Raw genomic sequence first — 19550 nt, 5'->3', positions numbered from 1 at the left:
AAATGAGCCAACGATGCCGGAACAGACGCTTTGAAACGAAGGGAATTGCCGTGGGTGCACAGACGCCTGAGCTGGTGGCTCAGGTATCGGGCGGGGGCGCGTGGATGGGGGCGAGTGAGTGTAGGGGCTGTGTGGCCGCAAAGGGTGCGGCGTCAGGTGACCGGTAGGCGGGCACCATGGGCGATTGCATGCCATTTGACGGTGGCATGAGCCACCGCAAGCAGGTCTGAATCAGCGCCATCAGCACAGGTTGTCTCGCTTTGATCCGCCCGAGACCCCGGCAATTTCAGCGGGCTCTCAGGCATGGGTATTCCGTATCGGTGTTTCAAAGTGCCGGCCCATCTGGCTTTGGGACACTGTCATCACGAACTCTGGTGCGTGATCTACAGCTCACAAGTCAGTCGGCATCGACCTTGCCAGCGCCGCGGAAGTGGGACTGGACTAAACTCCAGACGAATCAACCAGTTACAGCAAAGCGCTAGTGAAACACATTATAGAGGGCAAAGTCGGCCCTCAAATCAAGCCCGCCGCACCTGCAGCCAGCCTCTTGCTGGTGGACGAAGAATCCGCCGGCCAGCGCCTCGACAACTTCCTGATCCGGCACCTCAAAGGGGTGCCTAAAACGCACGTCTACCGCATCATCCGCAGTGGCGAAGTGCGCATCAACAAGGGGCGGGTGGCCGCCGATACCCGGGTTCAGACCGGGGATTCGGTGCGCGTGCCGCCCGTCCGTCTGTCTGAGCGCGCCGCCGAGAAGGCTGATGCCCCGGCGCCGGCGCGGGAATTTCCGATTCTTTTCGAGGACGATCATCTGCTGGCCATTGCCAAGCCCTCCGGTGTGGCGGTGCATGGCGGCAGCGGCGTGAGTTTTGGCGTGATCGAGCAATTGCGCCAGGCGCGACCGCAGGCGCGCTTTCTGGAGCTGGTGCACCGGCTGGACCGGGAGACCTCGGGCATCCTGCTGCTGGCCAAGAAGCGCTCGGCGCTGACGCACCTGCAAGACCAGTTCCGCGACCGGGAGACCGGCAAGACCTACCTGGCCCTGGCTACCGGGGCCTGGCCGGCCAACAAGAAGGTGATCGACTCGGCCCTGCACAAGTACCTGCTGCCGGACGGCGAGCGGCGCGTGAAGGTGGTCGATAAAGATCATCCGGATGCCATGCGCGCGGTCACCCTGGTGCGCGTGCGTTCGGGCTTGGCGCCGGTTCAATTGGCGGGATTGCCGGCGTTCTCGCTGCTGGAGGTGACCATCAAGACCGGCCGCACGCACCAGATCCGGGTGCACCTGGCCAGCAGCGGGCATGCGATCGCGGGGGACGACAAATATGGCGATTTCGAATTGAACAAGCGCCTGGTCAGGCAGGGCCTCAAGCGCATGTTCCTGCATGCCTGGCGGTTACAGTTCAAGCACCCCGCCAGCGGCGAGACCCTCCAGCTGGAATTGCCCCTGCCGCCCGAGTTGCAATCCTTCATCGACGCCCAACCTAGCCCCAGCTCCAGCCCATGACCGCCTCCAGCCGCCCCCGCCAGTTCGACCTGATCGCCTTCGATTGGGACGGCACCCTGTTTGATTCCACCCAGATCATCGTGCGCTGCATCCAGGCGGCGGTGGTGGATGTTGGCGGTGCACGCCCCAGCGATGAGGCGGCCTCCTATGTGATCGGCATGGCCTTGATGCAGGCCCTGGCCCATGCGGCGCCGGATGTGCCGCCTGAGAAATACCCTGAATTGGGCAACCGTTACCGCTTTCACTATCTGAAGCATCAGGACGACATCGCCCTGTTTGACGGCGTGCTGCCGTTGCTGGCCTCCTTGCGCGAGCGCCAGCACCTCATCACGGTGGCCACGGGCAAGAGCCGCCGCGGGCTGAACGAGGCCCTGCACTCGGTGGCCTTGCGTGGGGTGTTTGATGGATCGCGCACCGCCGACGAGACGGCCGGCAAGCCCGACCCGCGCATGCTGCACGAGTTGATGGCCGAGTTTGATGTGGCGCCTGAGCGCACCCTGATGATCGGCGACACCACCCATGATCTGCAGATGGCGCTGAACGCCGGCTGCGCCAGCGTGGGGGTGAGTTATGGTGCCCATGAGCCCGATGCCTTTGATGCCTTGCGACCGCGCCATGTGGCGCATTCGGTGGCTGATTTGCACCAGTGGCTGCTCAATAACGCTTGAACTGAAGGCCGCGCCAGGGCTTGCGCGGCCGGGGAGAGGTGATGGAAGCGATGATTCCGTTGTGTAACAGCAACGATCTGGTCGAGAGTGGGGACGGAGTGCCCTTCGATGTGGTCTACGCCGGGCAGACCTGCCGTGCCTTTGCCATACGCTATGAGGGTCGTGCCCACGCTTACCTGAACCGCTGCACCCACGTGGCCATGGAGATGGACTACCAGCCGAATCGTTTCTATGACGACTCGGGTCGGTGGTTGCTCTGTGCCACCCATGGTGCGGTCTACGCGCCCGACACCGGTCAGTGCCGAGGTGGCCCCTGCCGAAGTGGCTTGATCCGCATCGAGCTCTCGGAAATGGACGGCGTGGTGCACTGGCATACTGCCTACAACCTGCACCCTGTTGAATTCTGAGATGACGGATCCCCGCACGCCCGAACCCACCGATGAGCCCGTGTCGACGCCGGCTCCCGAGCCTGTTGCGCCGACGGTGTCTGCTGCGGCACCTTCTTCCCCCGCATCCGCTTCACCTCTGCCCTCCGGATGGGAGCGTGAAACGCTTGAAAAGCTGGCTTTTGCCTCGTTGCGTGAGCAGCAGGCAGCGAGGCGCTGGCGCAATGTCATCCGCCTGGCCTGGTTGGTGCTGCTGTCGGTCAGTGCCTGGATGCTGTTCAGCCGTGCAGCGCCGGTGACTGATAAAAGCATGCCCCACACGGCCGTGGTCGAAATCAAGGGCGAGATTGCTGCTGGAGCGGACGCCAGTGCCGAGTTTGTGGTGGCCGCCATGCGCAGCGCCTTCGAGGACGATGGCGCTCAGGCGGTGGTGCTGTTGATCAACTCGCCTGGCGGCAGCCCGGTTCAGGCCGGCATCATCAATGACGAGATCCGCCGCCTGAAGGCCAAGCATTCCAAGCCTGTGTATGTGGTGGTGGAGGAGTCGTGTGCCTCGGCGGCCTATTACATCGCGGCAGCGGCCGACCAGATCTTTGTCGACAAGGCCAGCATCGTGGGCAGCATTGGCGTGCTCATGGATGGGTTTGGCTTCACGGGCCTGATGGACAAGCTGGGCGTGGAGCGGCGCCTCATGACGGCCGGCGAAAACAAGGGCTTTCTGGACCCGTTCAGCCCGCAGACCGAGCGTCAGCGTGTGTTTGCCCAGGCCATGCTGGATCAGATCCACCAGCAGTTCATCAAGGCGGTGAAGGATGGGCGTGGCAAGCGCCTCAAGGAAACGCCCGAAATGTTCAGCGGTCTGTTCTGGACCGGCGAGCAAGCGGTTGAGATGGGCCTGGCCGATCAACTCGGCAACCTGGATTACGTGGCTCGTGAAGTGGTCAAGGCCGAAGACCTGGTGGATTACACCCGCCGCGACAACGTGGCAGAGCGCCTGGCCAAGCGCTTCGGTGCGGCCTTTGGTGAGGGTGCCGTGCGCGCCCTGCGCTCCGTGCCCGCTTTGCGCTGAGCGTGCGGGCCGGGTGAGCGGGCATCAGGGCGCTTTGCCTTGGCGCTCAGCGCCCGATGCCGAAGACCGCCGGCAGGTCATTGGGCGGGAAGTCTTTCGCTTTGCCTGGCGCCTTGGGGTCTTGATGGGCCTGTTGGCGCCAATCTTTCACCAGTTTGCTGCGGTTCTGCCCCTGCTCCAGCGTCAGGCCGTAGCTGATGGCCAGGCGGGTGTTGGGCTGCAGGCTTTGCAGCAGGCCCTGCCACAGGGCTTGATTGCGGTAGGGCGTTTCAATGAACAGCTGGGTCTGGCCTGTCTTGAGGGCCAGTGACTCGAGCTCGCGCAGGCGTTGGCTGCGTTCGCCATTGTCCTGAGGCAGGTAACCCACAAACGCAAAGTTCTGGCCATTCAGCCCGCTGGCGGCCAGGGTCAGCAGCAGCGAGACCGGTCCGGTCAGGGCCACCACTTCAATGCCCAGGTCATGGGCGGCGCGGACCACCGAAGAGCCTGGGTCAGCCACGGCGGGCATGCCGGCTTCGCTGATCAAGCCCATGTCATGGCCGGCCAGGGCGGGCGCCAGCAGGGGGCGGGCGTCAAATTGGCCGGCTTGGTGGTCGCCTTTCTTGTGCACGGCGCGCGGCAGTTCTTGCAACGCCTGCTCCTGAATCGGTGCCACCAGGGGGTGGTGCTCGCCAATGCGCTTGAGGTAGGCGCGTGTGCTCTTGGCGTTCTCGCACACCCAGTGGCGCAAGCCAGCGGCCGTGATCAGGGTTTTGCTCGGGATCACGTCGGTCACCGGCGCTTGCTGGCTGCAGCCGAAGTCCAGGGGGGCGGGGACCAGGAACAGGCGGCCCATGGGGTTTGAATTTGCCTTGCTCATGCCAGCACCTCGATGCCGGCGGCCTGGATCAGGCGGCAGGTGCGGATCAGCGGCAGGCCGATCAGGGCGGTGGGGTCGTCGTTCTCGATCGAAGACAGCAGGGCGATGCCCAGCCCTTCGCTTTTGGCACTGCCGGCGCAATCGTAGGGTTTTTCGCGTTGCAGATAGGTCTCGATCTCGGCATCGCTGAGATCTCGAAATTGCACCCGCACAGCGGCCAGATCGCTTTGGGCGAATCCGGTGGCCTGGCAGACCACGGCCACCGCGGTCTGGAAGACAACAGTCTGGCCGCGCATGCGACGCAACTGGGCTACGGCCCGTTCATGGGTGCCGGGTTTGCCCAGGGGTTCGCCGTGCAGGTCGGCCACCTGGTCGGAGCCAATGACGACCGCTGAGGGAAATTGCCGAGCCACAGCATGGGCCTTGGCGAGTGCCAGGCGTTGGGCCAGTACGGCCGGGGCTTCGCCGGCCAGTGGGGTTTCGTCCACCTCGGGCGAGGCCACTTCAAAGGGCAGGCCGAGCCGGTTCAGCAATTCTTTGCGATAGCGGGAGGTGGAGCCCAGCACCAGCGGGCGCGATGGGCTTGGGTGGTTGGGGGCGCTTGGGGTCATGCGGGCGATTCTCTTACACTGCGCGCATGAAGAAAGAGTATTTCGTGGAACGCCTCGACCTGAAATCGTTGGCGCAGGCTGGCGACACCCTGACTGGGCAGGCGCCCTTGCTGAGCTTTACCCGCTTGGCCGAAGAGGCTGTGCCGGCGGGCATCGATGAGCATGAGGTGCGCTGGTCGGCGCAAGGTGAGTCGCGGCCTGTGACGGGTGGCGCAGATCAGGTGTGGCTGCACCTGGAGGCGGAGGCCAGTCTGGTGCAGGTCTGTCAGCGCTGCCTGGGTCCGGTGGAGGTGTTGCTGGCGTGCCAGCGTTCCTTCCGCTTTGTGCGTGATGAGGCGACGGCGGAAGCCGAGGATGATGAATCCGAAGAAGATGTGTTGGTGATCAGCCGCGAGTTCAATCTGCACGAATTGATCGAAGATGAGCTGCTGATGGAGCTGCCCGTGGTGCCGCGTCATGAGGTCTGTCCTGAGGCGGTGCCCATGGCGGTTGAGGATGAGGAATTCAAGGCCGCTGAGGCTGCCAGGCCCAATCCTTTTGCGGCTTTGGCCAAGCTCAAGAAAGAGTGACTGGGCCTGGCTTTTGAGATGAGCTATAATCAAAGGCTTCGCGCGAATTCCTCGGCGTCTTTTTGATCTGGTTGCCGCGCTGATTGAGTTGATTTCTCACTGATTTCGCACAGAACTTGCCTGTGCTGGCGTGATTTTCTCGCTGGCCCCAGGCTCATGTAACAACCCTTTAGTCCAGGAGCCTGACATGGCCGTCCAGCAAAACAAAAAGTCCCCTTCCAAGCGCGGTATGCACCGCTCGCACAATGCCCTGAACGTGCCGGGTATCGCTGTGGAACCCACCACTGGTGAAATCCACCTGCGTCACCACATCAGCCCCAACGGTTTCTACCGTGGCCGTCAGGTTCTGAAGAACAAGTCCGAAGCCTGATCTGCTTCCGGAGCCATCGAAGCCCGATGCTACATTCCAAGTAGCGCGGGCTTTTCTTTTGTTGGCTATCCATTTCGAAGCCGCTTGGGCGGTTGATTGAGCTCTGAATGATCACACTGGCTGTTGACTGCATGGGGGGCGACCATGGTCCCCGCGTCACGCTGGCAGCATGCCGGCATTTTCTCGAGCAGCATGCTGATGCGCGGCTTTTGCTGGTTGGCAAGCCTGAGGCGCTGACGGCGCTGGTGCACGAGCGCGCCGAGGTTTTGGCGGCCTCCGAGGTCGTCAGCATGGATGACACGGTGGAGGTGGCGCTGCGCAAGAAGAAGGATTCTTCGATGCGTGTGGCCATCCAGCAGGTCAAGGATGGTCGTGCGGATGTGGCGGTTTCTGCTGGTAACACCGGCGCCTTGATGGCCATCGCCCGTTATTTGCTCAAAACCCTGGATGGCATTGATCGGCCTGCGATTGCGGCCTTGATGCCCAACATCAAAGGCCAAGCGACCACGGTGCTGGATCTGGGTGCCAATGTGGATTGCACAGCCGAGCATCTGCTTCAGTTTGCGGTGATGGGCTCGGCCCTGGTGTCCGTCTTGAAAGATGAGGCCCACCCCTCCGTGGGCTTGCTCAATATTGGTGAAGAAGTCATCAAGGGCAACGACACGATCAAAAAAGCCGGTGAGTTGCTGCGATCTGCGGGGAGTTCGGGAGACCTGAACTTTTTTGGCAATGTCGAAGGCAACGACATCTTCAAGGGCACGACCGAGATCGTGGTCTGTGATGGCTTTGTCGGCAACGTGGCGTTGAAGGCGACTGAGGGCTTGGCCTTCATGATCGTCGGCTTTTTGCGTGAAGAGTTTTCTCGCAGCATCTTTCGAAAAATTGCCGCCATCTGTGCCTATCCCGTTCTTTCTTCATTGAAGAAGCGCATGGATTACCGTCGCTACAACGGCGCGGCACTTTTGGGTCTGCGGGGCCTGGTGTTCAAGAGCCATGGCTCGGCCGACGAGTTCGCTTTCGAGCAGGCCTTGAACCGGGCGTATGATGCGGCCCGAAACAACCTGCTTGACCGCGTGAAGGTCCGGATTGCTCGCGCTGCGCCCTTGTTGGCGGCGGTGCCGGGTGATGTCGGGGCCGGCGCGGTGAGCTCCTCCGCACAATGAGACGTTATTCGCGCATAGCCGGTACCGGCAGTTATCTCCCCCCCCGCAGGCTGACGAATGCAGACTTGGCGGCCGAACTGGCTACCAAGGGTGTCGAAACTTCAGATGAGTGGATCGTTGAGCGCACCGGCATTCGCGCCCGACACTTTGCCGCGCCCGATGTGGGCAGCAGCGATCTCGCACTGAAGGCTTGCCAGCGAGCGCTGGAAGCGGCGGGTCTGGAGGCTTCTCAGATCGATCTGATCATCGTGGCCACTTCGACGCCTGACATGGTGTTCCCTTCCACGGCTTGCATTCTTCAGCACAAGCTCGGCAACGCCGGTGCGGCTGCCTTTGATGTGCAGGCTGTTTGCAGTGGGTTTGTCTATGCCCTGACTGTGGCGGATGCCATGATCCAGACGGGTGCTGCGCAACGTGCGTTGGTGGTTGGCGCGGAGGTGTTCTCGCGACTGCTCGATTTCACGGACCGCACGACTTGCGTGCTGTTTGGCGACGGCGCGGGGGCTGTGGTGCTCGAGGCCTCGGATGAGCCGGGCATCCTGGCCTCTGATCTGCACGCTGATGGTAAACATGTGGGCATTCTGTGTGTGCCGGGGCATGTTTCCGGTGGGCAGGTTTTGGGCGATCCTCTGCTCAAGATGGACGGCCAGGCGGTCTTCAAGCTGGCCGTGGGGGTGTTGGAAGATGCGGCGCGTGCCACCTTGGCCAAGGCGGGCAAGACGGATGCCGATATCGACTGGTTGATTCCGCACCAGGCCAACATCCGCATCATGCAAAGCACGGCGCGCAAGCTGAAGCTTCCCCTCGACAAGGTGGTGGTGACGGTGGATCAGCATGGCAACACGTCGGCGGCTTCCATTCCTTTGGCGCTGGACTCGGCGGTGCGTGCCGGTCAGGTCAAGCGCGGCCAGCACCTGATGTTGGAGGGTGTTGGCGGTGGATTTACCTGGGGTGCAGTCTTCCTGCGCTACTGATCGGCATTGTGGGTGGGCATCTGTGGGGCTGGCTTGTGGCTGGCCTGCATGGATCGCTCCCTGTCTGGGTGTTGCCGCCCCCGTGCTCTGTGGCAGCCGGGTGTTGTGGTGATGTGGTTCTAGTTTGTCCAGTCTCCAAAAAACATGACTCCATTTGCATTTGTATTTCCGGGCCAGGGCTCCCAGTCGGTGGGTATGCTCGATGCCTGGGGTGATCATCCTGAGGTGCGCAACACCTTGCGTGAGGCGTCTGACGCCATGGGTGAGGATGTCGCGGCGCTGATCCAGTCCGGTCCCAAAGAGGCGCTGGCGCTCACCACCAACACCCAGCCCGTGATGCTGGTTGCGGCGGTGGCGGCCTACCGGGCCTGGGTTGCCGAAACCGGTCTGTTGCCGTCGGTGGTGGCGGGGCACTCCTTGGGCGAGTATTCCGCGCTCGTCGCGTCGGGTGTGTTGACGCTGGCGCAGGCTGCGCCCCTGGTGCGTTTCCGTGCTGCTGCGATGCAGGAGGCGGTGCCTGTTGGGGTCGGGGCCATGGCGGCCATCCTCGGCATGCCCGCGGCGCAGGTCGTCGCTGGATGTCAGGCGGTCACTGCCGAATTTGGTGCGGGTTCGTCGGAAGTTGTTGAGGCGGTCAATTTCAATGACCCCATGCAGACCGTGATTGCTGGCAGCAAGGCGGGCGTTGAAAAGGCTTGTGAATACCTCAAGTCTCAAGGTGCCAAGCGGGCCTTGCCTTTGCCTGTGTCTGCGCCATTCCATTCGAGCCTGATGAAGCCTGCGGCTGAGAAGCTGCGCGAAAAATTGGCCACCCTGAGCTTGGGGGTGCCTCAGATAGCCGTGGTCAACAATGTGGATGTGCAGGTGGAGTCGGATCCTGAGCGCATTCGTGATGCGCTGTACCGCCAAGCCTTCCAGCCCGTCCGTTGGGTGGAGTGTGTGCAGGCGATCAAGGCGCGTGGTGTATCGCACGTCATTGAGTGTGGCCCCGGCAAGGTGTTGGCGGGCATGACCAAGCGCATCGATGCGGAGTTGCTCGGCGGTGTGGTGTTGGACCCCGCCACACTGGCAGAAACCAAAGGACTGTTGGCATGAGTGAAGTGAAATTTGAAGGCCAGGTGGCGTTGGTCACCGGTGCATCGCGTGGCATTGGTGCGGCCATTGCCCTTGAGTTGGCTCGGCGTGGCTTGAAGGTGATCGGGACGGCAACCACCGATGAGGGTGCTGATCGCATCTCGGCGACCCTGGCGTCTGTGGGTGGTCTGGGTGCCAAGCTGGACGTCAACGATGGCGCAGCTGTCGAGGCGTTGATTGATCGCATCGTGAAAGAGCAAGGTGCTCTGCAGGTGCTGGTGAACAATGCGGGTATCACGCGCGACATGCTGGCCATGCGCCTCAAGGATGCCGATTGGGATGCGGTGCTGGACACCAATCTGAAATCTGTGTTTCGCATGAGCCGTGCCGTGATGCGCCAGATGATGAAGCAGCGGTATGGTCGCATCATCAGCATCACCAGCGTGGTGGGTGCCTCGGGCAATCCGGGGCAGGCCAACTATGCTGCTGCCAAGGCAGGCGTTGCGGGCATGACCCGCGCACTGGCTCGTGAATTGGGCAGCCGAGGCATTACGGTGAACTGCGTGGCACCAGGTTTCATTGATACCGACATGACGGCTTCGCTGCCTGAAGAGCAGCAAAAAGCCTTGTTGACCCAGATCCCGCTGGGACATCTGGGGCAGCCTGCCGACATCGCTCATGCCGTCGCTTATCTGGCCTCTCCGCAGGCCTCGTATGTGACCGGGCAAGAGTTGCATGTCAATGGCGGCATGTACATGTAAATTAACAGCAAATCAAAGCCGAATGGTCCGTGCGGCAAATGCTTCGGGAATGTTCTCCGGGGCGGCTAAAATCACGGATCTTTTCACAACCCTCAGAGGGAACCATGAGCGATATCGAAGCACGTGTCAAAAAAATCATCGCCGAACAACTCGGCGTGGAAGAGTCTCAAGTCACTAACGAAAAGGCCTTTGTCGCTGACCTCGGCGCAGACTCTCTGGACACGGTGGAATTGGTGATGGCTCTGGAAGACGAGTTCGGCATTGAGATCCCGGACGAAGATGCCGAGAAGATCACCACGGTGCAAAACGCGATCGACTACGCCAACACGCACCACAAGGCCTGAGTCCCTGGCGGGACCGGTCCTACACTTTTGGAGTGCGGGCCGGCAGGGCCTTGCGGCTTTGCCTGGCTTGTCACAGACCGCCGGCGCTTTGCGTCCGGCCAAACTGAGATTTTCATATGTCCCGTCGTCGCGTTGTCGTCACTGGCCTGGGTTGTATCAGCCCCGTAGGCAATACGGTTGCCGAGTCCTGGAACAATTTGTTGGCCGGCCAATCAGGCATTGACCTGATCAAGTCGTTTGACGCCAGCGCTTTTGCCTGCAAGTTTGCAGGTGAAGTGAAGGGGTTTGACATCACCCAGTACATCCCTGAGAAAGAGGCGCGTCACATGGACCGCTTCATTCACCTCGGGATGGCCGCAGCCATGCAGGCTGTGGTCGATTCGGGTTTGCCAACCGGCGATGCGTTGAGCGAAGAGCAGGCAGTCCGCATCGGCTGCAACATCGGTTCCGGCATCGGCGGCCTGCCGATGATCGAGCAGACCCATGGCGAATACACGAATCGTGGGCCGAGAAGAATTTCACCGTTCTTCGTCCCGGCCTCGATCATCAACATGATCTCGGGTCATGTTTCCATTCAATACGGCTTCAAGGGCCCCAACGTTGCGGTGGTTACCGCTTGCACGACAGGTCTGCATGCCATTGGTTTGTCGGCTCGCATGATCGAGTACGGTGATTGCGATGTCATGGTGGCTGGTGGTGCTGAATCGACGGTCTCCCCCCTGGGGATTGGCGGCTTCGCGGCGGCGCGTGCGCTCTCCACTCGAAACGACGACCCCAAGACTGCCTCACGCCCTTGGGACAAGGATCGCGATGGTTTCGTTCTTGGCGAAGGTTCAGGCGTGCTGGTGCTCGAGGAGTATGAGCACGCCAAGGCCCGTGGCGCCCGCATCTACGCTGAAATTACCGGCTTTGGTATGTCCGGTGACGCCTATCACATGACGGCACCCAACGTTGATGGTCCGCGCCGCTCCATGGAAATGGCCTTGCGCAATGCGGGTATCAACGCGGATCAGGTCCATTACCTCAACGCCCACGGCACCTCGACGCCTCTGGGTGACACCAACGAAACCAACGCCATCAAGGCGGCACTCGGTGACCATGCCTACAAGACCGTGGTGAACTCGACCAAGTCGATGACCGGGCACTTGCTGGGTGGTGCGGGGGGGATCGAAAGCGTGTTCACGGCGCTGGCCGTGTATCACCAGAAGAGCCCGCCGACCATCAACATCTTCAATCAAGATCCGGATTGCGATCTGGATTACTGTGCCAATGAGGCCCGTGATCTGAAGATTGATGTGGCCGTCAAGAATAATTTCGGTTTTGGTGGCACCAACGGCTCGCTGGTCTTCAAGCGACTGAGTTGATTTCACTGCATGGGGCTGCTTGCCCTGTGCTTCTGATCAACTTGTTCTGCATGTCGGTTGCTGACTGATGCACGCCGCGCCCCCTGTTCGCTACCCTGTGATGCCCTCGCGGCTTCGATGGGCATGGGAAGGGGGCGTTTTTGTGGCTGCGCTCCTCTGTATCACGCTCTGGGCGTACCAGACGGCGCCCTCGATGCTGCGTGCATGGGTGGCTTTTTGCCTGTGTCTGCCTGCGCTCGTGTTCATCGTTCGGTCCGCCTGGGGCTCCGACGTTGGCGAACTTGTCTGGGATGGCACCACCTGGGCCCTGCATTGCCAAATGCCCGGTGGGTCTGTTTGGGCCGGTGACGGCGCGGTCCGTGTTGTGCTGGACTTGCAGCGGGTGCTGCTGCTCCGTTGGCACACCACGGGTGTTTGGGCTGGTAAATGGATCTGGCTGGAGCGCCGCGGTCATCCATCTCGCTGGCACCTGCTGCGGTGTGCGGTATATTCGCGCGCTGCACACGAGCCGTCGAAAGAGCCCATCGGGTCTTGAGCTTGCTGCTGTCTTCGTTTTCATGACCCAACCCCCCATAACCCTATCGCCAACCCCGGACGACAGTGATCTGCTGTTGGTTCAAAGCGCGGTCGCGGGCAATCAACGTGCTTTTGAACTTCTGGTTCTGAAATATCAGCGGCGCGTGGCTCGGCTGGTGGCGCGCATGGTCAGGGATTCAGACCTGGTCGACGATGTGGTGCAGGAGACCTTTATCCGCGCTTACCGCGCGCTGCATCAGTTTCGTGGCGAGGCACAGTTCTACACCTGGCTGTACAGGATCGCTGTCAACACGGCCAAAAAAGCCTTGGTCGATCTGCGCCGCAATCCGGTGATGAACGAAAGTGCGCTGCGTGGACGTGATGATGACGATGAAACTTCCTCGGTTTCAAACGAACTAAGCAGCGATGAAACCCCGGAAACTGTCCTGGCGGCCAAGGAAATCGGCGAAGCCGTGAACTCGGCCATGGAGGCCTTGCCAGAGGATCTGCGGCAGGCCGTGACCCTGCGAGAGATTGAAGGACTCAGTTATGACGAGATCGCTGAGGTGATGAATTGTCCGATCGGCACGGTGCGCTCCCGGATTTTTCGCGCCCGGGAGGCCATTTCGGCCAAGGTCAAGCCATTGCTGGCCAATCAGACGGGGAAACGTTGGTGATGAACCAAGGGATTGCAAATGGACCGAATGCTTGAAAACCGCGAGTTGATCTCCGATCTGGCCGATGGGCGCCTGGATGATGCCGATGCTGCCAAGTTGCTCGACCAGTTGAGCGCGGACGACGATGCTGCTGTCTCGTGGGAAATCTACCACCTCAGCCGTGATGTGCTCCGCGGTGAGTGGGGCGTAAGCGCTGATGCAACGGCGGGCGCCGTGCACGGCCTGTCCTCTGACTTCATGGTGCGTTTGCGAGCTCGTCTGTCTGAAGAGGAGATTGAACCTTTGGCGCCCGAGTCGCTGCCCCAGCCATTGACACCACAAGCATTTCAAGCAGAAGCCGCCAATCAACCACTTTTCCGTTGGCGCATGGTCGCCGGCTTGGCTTCTGTGGTCGCCGTTGCTGCGGTGGGCTGGGGCTTGGTCGGGCAACAGGATCAGGTGCGCGTGGGTGGACAAATGGCCGCCAATGGGTTGGCACCAGCCGGTGTTCAGGCCGTGGCAGTCTCTCTGCCGGGAGACGAGCGTGCTGTCATGTTGCGCGACCCCCGTCTGGATGAATTGCTGGCCGCGCACAAGCAGGCCGCGGGTGCCTCTGCACTGCAGACGCCCGCTGGTTTTCTGCGCAATGCGACTTTTGAGGGGGCATCACGGTGAGCTTTGCCCCAGTCGCAGACGGCATGCGACGGGTGATCTGCCGTGCATTGCTGCCTCTGGCGGCCTCATGGGGCCTGCAGTTTGGCGCCTTTGCGGCCCAGCCGCAGGCGCCAGTGCAGGCTACCATCGGGCCGGCGCCAGTGGCCAAGCCGGCGGTCCCTGAGCTTGATTTGAACCAGTGGTTGCTGCGCATGCACAACGCGTCGAGCCGAAAGGCCTATGTCGGCACGTTTGTGGTCATGTCGGCTGCGGGTGGCATGTACAGCTCGCGCATCTGGCATGTTTGCGATGGCGATGTTCAGATGGAGCGCATCGATGCCTTGACCGGCCCGCCCCGTTCGACGTTGCGCCGCAACGATCAGGTCATTACGTTTTTGCCTGAATTGCGTGTGGCGCGTGCTGAAAAGCGTGAGTCCTTCGGCGTCTTCCCCAATTTGCGGCGAGGTGGTGACCCGGCGCTGGCCAACCTCTATCAGGCCAGTGCTCAGGGTGTGGACCGTGTTGCAGGCTTTGATGCCGACGTCGTCCTGATTCAGCCCAAAGACGCGCAACGCTTTGGCTATCGCATCTGGAGTGAAAAAAAATCTGGATTGGTGGTCAAGATCCAGACGCTGGATGCAGAGGGGCGTGTGCTGGAGCAGGCCGCTTTTTCGGAGCTTGACCTCGACGCCAGTGTGAAAATGGAAAAGCTCGCCCAGATGATGGCGGCCACCGGCGGGTACCGGGTGGAGCACCCGGACCTGACCAAGACCACAGCTCAGCAGGAGGGGTGGGCCCTCAAGAGCCCGGTGGCGGGTTTTCAGACGGTCAGTTGCTACAGGCGTGGCATGGCTGCCGCGCCCACGGTGGGCCCCAAGGGGGTGCCAGAACCGACACTGCAATGGACCTTCTCTGATGGCTTGGCCACCGTCTCGCTCTTCATTGAACCCTACGACCGTCAGCCTCGCGCTGCCGATGAAGTGCAACTCTCCATGGGCGCTACACAAACCCTGGGCAAGCGGGTGCTTGGCGATTGGTGGGTGACCCTGGTGGGTGAGGTGCCTGCACAGACCTTGAAGTTGTTTGCTCAGAGCCTTGAGCGTCTCAAATAAAACCCCTGCCAGTCTCAATCGACCCGTTGCGAACCCCGCTTCGGGCCTTTGGTGTTTCTGACTTGATGCATGAATTGATTCTTGAAAGGACCATGATGCCAATCGTCCCCTGGAAAAAAAGCCTGAACGCCTGGGTGCTGCTGGCTGCGGTGGGCAGTGCCTCTGCGTTGTCGCTGTTTCCGACACACGCTGCTCAAGCCCAAAGTGCGCCGATGCAGCGGACCTTGCCTGACTTCACGGACCTGGTGGACCAGGTGGGTCCTTCGGTGGTCAACATCCGCACCCTCGAGAAGGTGTCCGGCCGGCAAGGGGCTGGGACTGGCATGGACGAAGACATGCTGGAGTTCTTCCGCCGCTTTGGTCTGCCGGTACCGCAGGTGCCCCGCCAGGCGCCCAAGCAGCAGCGCCCCCAGCCCGAGGAGGAGGCTCAGCCACGGGGGGTGGGCTCCGGCTTCATCCTGACGCCCGATGGCTTCATCATGACCAATGCCCATGTGGTGGAAGAAGCTGATGAAGTGCTGGTCACCTTGACGGACAAGCGCGAGTTCAAGGCCCGCATCGTCGGCTCGGACAAACGCACCGATGTGGCTGTGGTCAAGATCGAAGCCTCCGGATTGCCGGCTGTGAAGCTGGGTGATGTGGCCCGTCTGCGGGTGGGGGAGTGGGTGATGGCCATTGGCTCGCCCTTTGGCCTGGAGAACACGGTCACGGCCGGTATCGTGAGCGCCAAACAACGCGAAACGGGTGATTACCTTCCTTTCATCCAGACCGATGTCGCGATCAACCCTGGCAACTCGGGTGGGCCTCTGATCAACATGCGCGGGGAGGTCATTGGCATCAACAGCCAGATTTACTCCCGTTCGGGCGGCTTCATGGGCATCTCTTTTGCCATTCCGATCGATGAGGCCATCCGGGTGAGCGACCAGTTGCGTGTCAGTGGCCGCGTTTCGCGGGGTCGCATCGGCGTGCAGATTGATCAGGTGACCAAGGAGGTCGCCGATTCGGTGGGGCTGTCCAAGGCTCAGGGGGCCCTGGTCCGAGGGGTTGAGTCTGGATCGCCTGCAGACAAGGCCGGTGTGGAGCCGGGTGACGTGATCTTGCGCTTTGACGGCAAGCCGATCGAGAAGAGCGCTGATCTGCCGCGTTTGGTGGGCAACACCAAGCCCGGCTCGCGCAGCACCCTGACGGTGTTCCGGCGGGGCGCCAATCGCGATCTGCCGATCACGGTGGCGGAGATCGAGCCCGACTCGGCAGTGGCTCGCAAGAGCGATCGCGATGACAAGCCGCGCAGCTCCTCGGCGGCGCAGTCCTTGGGCTTGGTGGTCACCGAGCTGACGGCTGCCCAGAAGAAGGAACTCAAGCTCAAGGGTGGGGTGCGTGTCGATGCCGCGACCGAGGCGGCGGCCCGGGCCGGATTGCGGGAAGGTGACGTGGTCCTCTCCGTGGCCAATGTCGAAACGCTGTCCGTGAAGGATTTCGAGCAAGCATTGGCTAAAGCGGATCGCAGCAAGGTGATCAGTGTGCTGTTCCGCCGTGGCGACTGGACCCAACTCGCCACATTGCGTCCGGCCCGCTGATGGGGATGCCGGCCTTGTTTCAACCCTTCTGCCTGCTCGGATTTGCGGACGCAGATGTCCCGTTTTGGACAAGGTCGGTGCTTTTTTCAAACAGGGGTGGGCTTGGGGATAAAAAGTGTGCAGGTGCTCACGTATTCAGGGCCTAATTCGCCGTTTAGGTAGAATTGCCTTGTTGACCGATGCGCTTCGGCATATCGAGAAGATCAAAAACCACGATACGGGAAGCCAGATCGTCGAAAGATGGTGATCCACAGATCACCCACAAGTTGTCCAGAATTTCCTGGGTTAATTTGTGTATAAGCTGTGGATAAATATCTTGTTGCAGTGTTGCAACGACGAGGTCTTGGTCTTGCTCGGGCTGTACGTCCCAGGCTTTTTGCCTACAATGAAGCTCCAACTATCGCAGTTGCCATAGATTGTTGGTTCAGGGCGCGTCGCCACCAGACGCGCCCTTTTTTCTTGTGCCTCCTCCAGACAATTCAATTACTTAAGCGTTCTCGTTGATGAATCACATCAGAAATTTTTCGATCATCGCCCACATCGACCACGGCAAATCAACGCTGGCCGACCGCTTGATCCAGCGCTGCGGAGGCCTTGAAGAGCGTGAGATGGAGGCACAGGTGCTTGATTCGATGGACATCGAAAAAGAGCGTGGGATAACCATCAAGGCGCAGACCGCTGCGCTGCAGTACAAGGCCAAGGATGGGCAGGTCTACAACCTGAACCTGATCGACACCCCCGGTCACGTCGACTTCTCTTATGAAGTGAGCCGCTCTTTGTCGGCCTGCGAGGGTGCGCTGCTGGTGGTGGATGCTTCGCAGGGTGTCGAGGCCCAGACCGTGGCCAATTGCTACACCGCGCTCGACCTGGGGGTCGAGGTGCTGCCGGTGCTCAACAAGATGGATTTGCCGCAGGCCGATCCCGAGAATGCCAAGGCAGAGGTCGAGGATGTGATCGGCATCGACGCCACCGACGCCATTCCCTGCTCGGCCAAGACCGGCATGGGCATCGACGAAATTCTTGAAGCCATCGTGGCCAAGATTCCTGCCCCCAAGGGCAACCCGAACGCTCCCTTGCGGGCCATGATCATTGACAGCTGGTTCGACAGCTACGTGGGCGTGGTGATGCTGGTGCGTGTGGTGGACGGTCGCCTGGGGCGCGGTGAGCGCTTCAAGATGATGGCCACGGGCACGGTGTACAACGCCGACAACCTGGGCGTGTTCACGCCGGCCAACCTGCCGCGCGAGTCGCTGGAGGCGGGGCAGGTGGGTTACATCATCGCTGGCATCAAGGAGTTGCAGGCAGCCAAGGTGGGCGACACCATCACACTCGAAAAGAAGTTGCCCAACAACCTGGGCCCGGCCACGGAAGCACTGCCCGGCTTCAAGGAAATCCAGCCCCAGGTGTTCGCCGGCCTGTACCCGACCGAGGCCAACCAGTACGACTCGCTGCGTGACAGTCTGGAGAAGCTCAAGCTCAACGATGCCTCGCTGCAGTTCGAGCCCGAGGTGTCACAGGCTCTGGGCTTCGGTTTCCGCTGCGGCTTCCTGGGCTTGCTGCACATGGAGATCGTGCAGGAGCGCCTGGAGCGTGAGTTCGATCAGGATTTGATCACCACCGCGCCCAGCGTGGTCTACGAGGTGGTCAAGGGTGATGGCGAGGTCATCATGGTGGAGAACCCTGCCAAGATGCCTGACCAGGCGCGTATCCAGGAGATCCGCGAGCCCATCGTGACGGTGCACCTGTACATGCCGCAAGACTACGTGGGCGCCGTGATGACGTTGGCCAACCAGAAGCGTGGCGTGCAGATGAACATGGCCTATCACGGCCGCCAAGTGATGCTCACCTACGAATTGCCGCTGGGTGAGATCGTGCTGGACTTCTTCGACAAGCTCAAATCCGTCAGCCGCGGCTACGCCTCGATGGACTACGAGTTCAAGGAGTACCGGGCCTCCGACGTGGTCAAGGTGGACATCCTGCTCAACGGCGAGAAGGTCGATGCGCTGTCCATCATCGTGCACCGCAGCCAGTCCCAGTACCGCGGCCGTGCCGTCGCGGCCAAGATGCGCGAGATCATCAGCCGGCAGATGTTCGACGTGGCCATCCAGGCCGCCATCGGCGCCAACATCATCGCGCGTGAATCCATCAAGGCCTTGCGCAAGAACGTGCTGGCCAAGTGCTATGGCGGCGACGTCAGCCGCAAGCGCAAACTCCTTGAGAAACAAAAGGCGGGTAAGAAACGCATGAAACAGATCGGTTCGGTCGAGGTGCCGCAAGAGGCGTTCCTGGCCATTCTGCAGGTGGAGGATTGAGCATGAACGCCATGTCGACGGTCACGGCCATCATCCTGGCTGGTTTTGCGGCCTACATCGGAGCCTGGTACCTCAACATCGGAGGCATCGAGGGCAATTTTGCGCTGCTGCTGTTCCTGGCCACGCTGGTCACCGGCGCTTACTGGTTGGCCGAGCGCCTGTACTTTCTGCCGCGCCGGCGTCAGGCCGCAGCCGCTGTCGAGTCAGCCCAGGCACAGCGCCGCGAAGAACTCACCCGCATGGGCATCAAGCAGGTCGATGGTGATGTGGAAGACACCAAAGCCCGCCTGCTGATGCAACCCTGGTGGTTGGATTGGACCGCAGGTCTGTTCCCGGTGATCGCTGCGGTGTTTGTGTTGCGTTCCTTTCTGTTTGAGCCGTTCAAAATTCCGTCGGGCTCCATGATCCCGACCTTGCTGGTGGGCGATCTGATCCTGGTGAACAAGTTCACCTATGGCGTGCGTCTGCCGGTGATCAACAAGAAGATCACCGATGGCACGCCGCCCCAGCGCGGTGATGTGATGGTGTTCCGCTACCCGCCCAAGCCGAGCCTGGACTACATCAAGCGTGTGGTGGGGGTGCCGGGCGATGAGGTGGCCTACATCAACAAGCGCCTGACCATCAACGGCAAGCCGCTGGAGACCACGGCCATCCCTGATTTCTTCGATGAAGATGCCGTGCGCTACTTCAAGCAATTCGAGGAGAAGTTGGGTGATCAACCACACCGCCTGCTCAACGACCCGGACCGTCCCGCTTTTGTGCCGGGCGTGGAAGACTTTCCGTTCAAGGCCAACTGCCACTACACCATTGAAGGTGTGACCTGCAAGGTGCCTGAAGGCCATTACTTCATGATGGGCGACAATCGCGATAATTCACTGGACTCACGCTATTGGGGCTTTGTGCCCGATGCCAACATCGTCGGCAAAGCGGTGTTTGTCTGGATGAACTTCGGTAACCTGAAGCGCATTGGGCCCTTCCATTGAAGCAGGCTCGGAAGTGCATGC

Annotated in this window: 20 protein-coding genes; 18 read left to right on the top strand and 2 right to left on the bottom strand. The window is 61.1% G+C overall.

Annotated elements, in window-relative coordinates:
- Positions 1-481: 481 nt before the first annotated feature.
- The 4 genes from F624_RS0114470 to F624_RS0114455 are packed head-to-tail and all read left to right on the top strand — an operon-like array spanning position 482 to position 3630.
- Positions 482-1507 carry an RluA family pseudouridine synthase gene (locus F624_RS0114470; RefSeq protein WP_051107405.1) on the top strand — a complete coding sequence of 342 codons (1026 nt, stop codon included), beginning with the start codon at positions 482-484 and terminating at the stop codon, positions 1505-1507.
- Complete coding sequence (locus F624_RS0114465) at positions 1504-2175, top strand: HAD family hydrolase (RefSeq protein WP_019575032.1); 672 nt, start codon at positions 1504-1506, stop codon at positions 2173-2175. Before F624_RS0114470 ends, F624_RS0114465 begins: the two co-directional genes overlap by 4 nt.
- A gap of 41 nt (positions 2176-2216) precedes the next feature.
- On the top strand, positions 2217-2582 hold the full coding sequence (locus F624_RS0114460; protein ID WP_031255048.1) for a Rieske (2Fe-2S) protein: 366 nt from the start codon (positions 2217-2219) through the stop codon (positions 2580-2582).
- A gap of 1 nt (position 2583) precedes the next feature.
- Positions 2584-3630: a S49 family peptidase gene (locus tag F624_RS0114455; RefSeq protein WP_031255046.1), complete on the top strand. Its 1047-nt coding sequence runs from the start codon at positions 2584-2586 to the stop codon at positions 3628-3630.
- 46 nt (positions 3631-3676) lie between these two features.
- Here the strand turns inward: F624_RS0114455 and F624_RS0114450 are convergent, their stop codons facing one another.
- Both F624_RS0114450 and F624_RS0114445 read right to left on the bottom strand, forming a co-directional pair.
- Positions 3677-4489 (bottom strand): SAM-dependent methyltransferase, encoded by an 813-nt coding sequence (locus tag F624_RS0114450; RefSeq protein ID WP_031255045.1) that lies wholly within the window; start codon positions 4487-4489, stop codon positions 3677-3679.
- The gene (locus tag F624_RS0114445; RefSeq protein ID WP_019575028.1) at positions 4486-5100 is read right to left on the bottom strand and encodes a Maf family protein; all 615 of its coding nucleotides are present in this window, start codon (positions 5098-5100) and stop codon (positions 4486-4488) included. Before F624_RS0114445 ends, F624_RS0114450 begins: the two co-directional genes overlap by 4 nt.
- 26 nt (positions 5101-5126) lie before the next feature.
- Here F624_RS0114445 and F624_RS0114440 point away from each other — a divergent pair, with 26 nt between their 5' ends.
- The 14 genes from F624_RS0114440 to lepB all read left to right on the top strand — a co-directional run bounded on the left by F624_RS0114440 (position 5127) and on the right by lepB (position 19529).
- Positions 5127-5669: a YceD family protein gene (locus F624_RS0114440; RefSeq protein WP_019575027.1), complete on the top strand. Its 543-nt coding sequence runs from the start codon at positions 5127-5129 to the stop codon at positions 5667-5669.
- 187 nt (positions 5670-5856) lie between these two features.
- Positions 5857-6039, top strand: a complete 183-nt coding sequence (rpmF, locus tag F624_RS0114435) for a 50S ribosomal protein L32 (RefSeq protein ID WP_019575026.1) — start codon at positions 5857-5859, stop codon at positions 6037-6039.
- Between the two features lie 107 nt (positions 6040-6146).
- Positions 6147-7202: a phosphate acyltransferase PlsX gene (plsX, locus tag F624_RS0114430; protein ID WP_019575025.1), complete on the top strand. Its 1056-nt coding sequence runs from the start codon at positions 6147-6149 to the stop codon at positions 7200-7202.
- On the top strand, positions 7199-8176 hold the full coding sequence (locus F624_RS0114425; protein WP_031255043.1) for a beta-ketoacyl-ACP synthase III: 978 nt from the start codon (positions 7199-7201) through the stop codon (positions 8174-8176). Before plsX ends, F624_RS0114425 begins: the two co-directional genes overlap by 4 nt.
- A gap of 144 nt (positions 8177-8320) precedes the next feature.
- A complete protein-coding gene (fabD, locus tag F624_RS0114420; protein WP_031255041.1) occupies positions 8321-9271 on the top strand; it encodes an ACP S-malonyltransferase in 951 nt (316 codons plus the stop codon).
- Complete coding sequence (gene fabG, locus F624_RS0114415; RefSeq protein ID WP_019575022.1) at positions 9268-10011, top strand: 3-oxoacyl-ACP reductase FabG; 744 nt, start codon at positions 9268-9270, stop codon at positions 10009-10011. The genes fabD and fabG overlap by 4 nt, the downstream gene beginning before the upstream one ends.
- A gap of 104 nt (positions 10012-10115) precedes the next feature.
- The gene (acpP, locus tag F624_RS0114410; RefSeq protein ID WP_019575021.1) at positions 10116-10355 is read left to right on the top strand and encodes an acyl carrier protein; all 240 of its coding nucleotides are present in this window, start codon (positions 10116-10118) and stop codon (positions 10353-10355) included.
- Positions 10356-10471: 116 nt separating this feature from the next.
- On the top strand, positions 10472-11719 hold the full coding sequence (gene fabF / locus F624_RS0114405) for a beta-ketoacyl-ACP synthase II (protein ID WP_031255039.1): 1248 nt from the start codon (positions 10472-10474) through the stop codon (positions 11717-11719).
- A gap of 557 nt (positions 11720-12276) precedes the next feature.
- Complete coding sequence (gene rpoE, locus F624_RS0114400) at positions 12277-12912, top strand: RNA polymerase sigma factor RpoE (RefSeq protein ID WP_031255038.1); 636 nt, start codon at positions 12277-12279, stop codon at positions 12910-12912.
- A gap of 27 nt (positions 12913-12939) precedes the next feature.
- Positions 12940-13566, top strand: coding sequence for a sigma-E factor negative regulatory protein (locus tag F624_RS0114395; RefSeq protein WP_019575018.1), 627 nt, complete (start codon positions 12940-12942; stop codon positions 13564-13566).
- Positions 13567-13589: 23 nt separating this feature from the next.
- Positions 13590-14657 carry a MucB/RseB C-terminal domain-containing protein gene (locus tag F624_RS0114390; protein ID WP_043426036.1) on the top strand — a complete coding sequence of 356 codons (1068 nt, stop codon included), beginning with the start codon at positions 13590-13592 and terminating at the stop codon, positions 14655-14657.
- Positions 14658-14749: 92 nt separating this feature from the next.
- Positions 14750-16234: a DegQ family serine endoprotease gene (locus F624_RS0114385; protein WP_019575016.1), complete on the top strand. Its 1485-nt coding sequence runs from the start codon at positions 14750-14752 to the stop codon at positions 16232-16234.
- A 503-nt stretch (positions 16235-16737) separates the two neighbouring features.
- Positions 16738-18546 (top strand): translation elongation factor 4, encoded by a 1809-nt coding sequence (gene lepA / locus F624_RS0114380; protein ID WP_019575015.1) that lies wholly within the window; start codon positions 16738-16740, stop codon positions 18544-18546.
- Positions 18547-18548: 2 nt separating this feature from the next.
- Entirely contained in the window at positions 18549-19529 is a 981-nt protein-coding gene (gene lepB, locus F624_RS0114375) for a signal peptidase I (protein ID WP_019575014.1), read from the top strand.
- Positions 19530-19550: the final 21 nt, after the last annotated feature.

Origin of the sequence: Curvibacter lanceolatus ATCC 14669 (genome assembly GCF_000381265.1) — a bacterium.
Classification (GTDB): domain Bacteria; phylum Pseudomonadota; class Gammaproteobacteria; order Burkholderiales; family Burkholderiaceae_C; genus Curvibacter; species Curvibacter lanceolatus.
The sequence above is the reverse complement of the archived record's forward strand: the minus strand, read 5'-3'. Positions and strand labels throughout refer to the sequence as shown.

Excerpts from the sequence above, each read along its gene's own strand:
- F624_RS0114465 (WP_019575032.1), top strand. The coding sequence starts at position 1,504 with ATGACCGCCTCCAGCCGCCCCCGCCAGTTCGACCTGATCGCCTTCGAT.
- F624_RS0114460 (WP_031255048.1), top strand. The coding sequence starts at position 2,217 with ATGGAAGCGATGATTCCGTTGTGTAACAGCAACGATCTGGTCGAGAGT.
- F624_RS0114455 (WP_031255046.1), top strand. The coding sequence starts at position 2,584 with ATGACGGATCCCCGCACGCCCGAACCCACCGATGAGCCCGTGTCGACG.
- F624_RS0114450 (WP_031255045.1), bottom strand. The coding sequence starts at position 4,489 with ATGAGCAAGGCAAATTCAAACCCCATGGGCCGCCTGTTCCTGGTCCCC.
- F624_RS0114445 (WP_019575028.1), bottom strand. The coding sequence starts at position 5,100 with ATGACCCCAAGCGCCCCCAACCACCCAAGCCCATCGCGCCCGCTGGTG.
- F624_RS0114440 (WP_019575027.1), top strand. The coding sequence starts at position 5,127 with ATGAAGAAAGAGTATTTCGTGGAACGCCTCGACCTGAAATCGTTGGCG.
- rpmF (WP_019575026.1), top strand. The coding sequence starts at position 5,857 with ATGGCCGTCCAGCAAAACAAAAAGTCCCCTTCCAAGCGCGGTATGCAC.
- plsX (WP_019575025.1), top strand. The coding sequence starts at position 6,147 with ATGATCACACTGGCTGTTGACTGCATGGGGGGCGACCATGGTCCCCGC.
- F624_RS0114425 (WP_031255043.1), top strand. The coding sequence starts at position 7,199 with ATGAGACGTTATTCGCGCATAGCCGGTACCGGCAGTTATCTCCCCCCC.
- fabD (WP_031255041.1), top strand. The coding sequence starts at position 8,321 with ATGACTCCATTTGCATTTGTATTTCCGGGCCAGGGCTCCCAGTCGGTG.
- fabG (WP_019575022.1), top strand. The coding sequence starts at position 9,268 with ATGAGTGAAGTGAAATTTGAAGGCCAGGTGGCGTTGGTCACCGGTGCA.
- acpP (WP_019575021.1), top strand. The coding sequence starts at position 10,116 with ATGAGCGATATCGAAGCACGTGTCAAAAAAATCATCGCCGAACAACTC.
- fabF (WP_031255039.1), top strand. The coding sequence starts at position 10,472 with ATGTCCCGTCGTCGCGTTGTCGTCACTGGCCTGGGTTGTATCAGCCCC.
- rpoE (WP_031255038.1), top strand. The coding sequence starts at position 12,277 with ATGACCCAACCCCCCATAACCCTATCGCCAACCCCGGACGACAGTGAT.
- F624_RS0114395 (WP_019575018.1), top strand. The coding sequence starts at position 12,940 with ATGCTTGAAAACCGCGAGTTGATCTCCGATCTGGCCGATGGGCGCCTG.
- F624_RS0114390 (WP_043426036.1), top strand. The coding sequence starts at position 13,590 with ATGCGACGGGTGATCTGCCGTGCATTGCTGCCTCTGGCGGCCTCATGG.
- F624_RS0114385 (WP_019575016.1), top strand. The coding sequence starts at position 14,750 with ATGATGCCAATCGTCCCCTGGAAAAAAAGCCTGAACGCCTGGGTGCTG.
- lepA (WP_019575015.1), top strand. The coding sequence starts at position 16,738 with ATGAATCACATCAGAAATTTTTCGATCATCGCCCACATCGACCACGGC.
- lepB (WP_019575014.1), top strand. The coding sequence starts at position 18,549 with ATGAACGCCATGTCGACGGTCACGGCCATCATCCTGGCTGGTTTTGCG.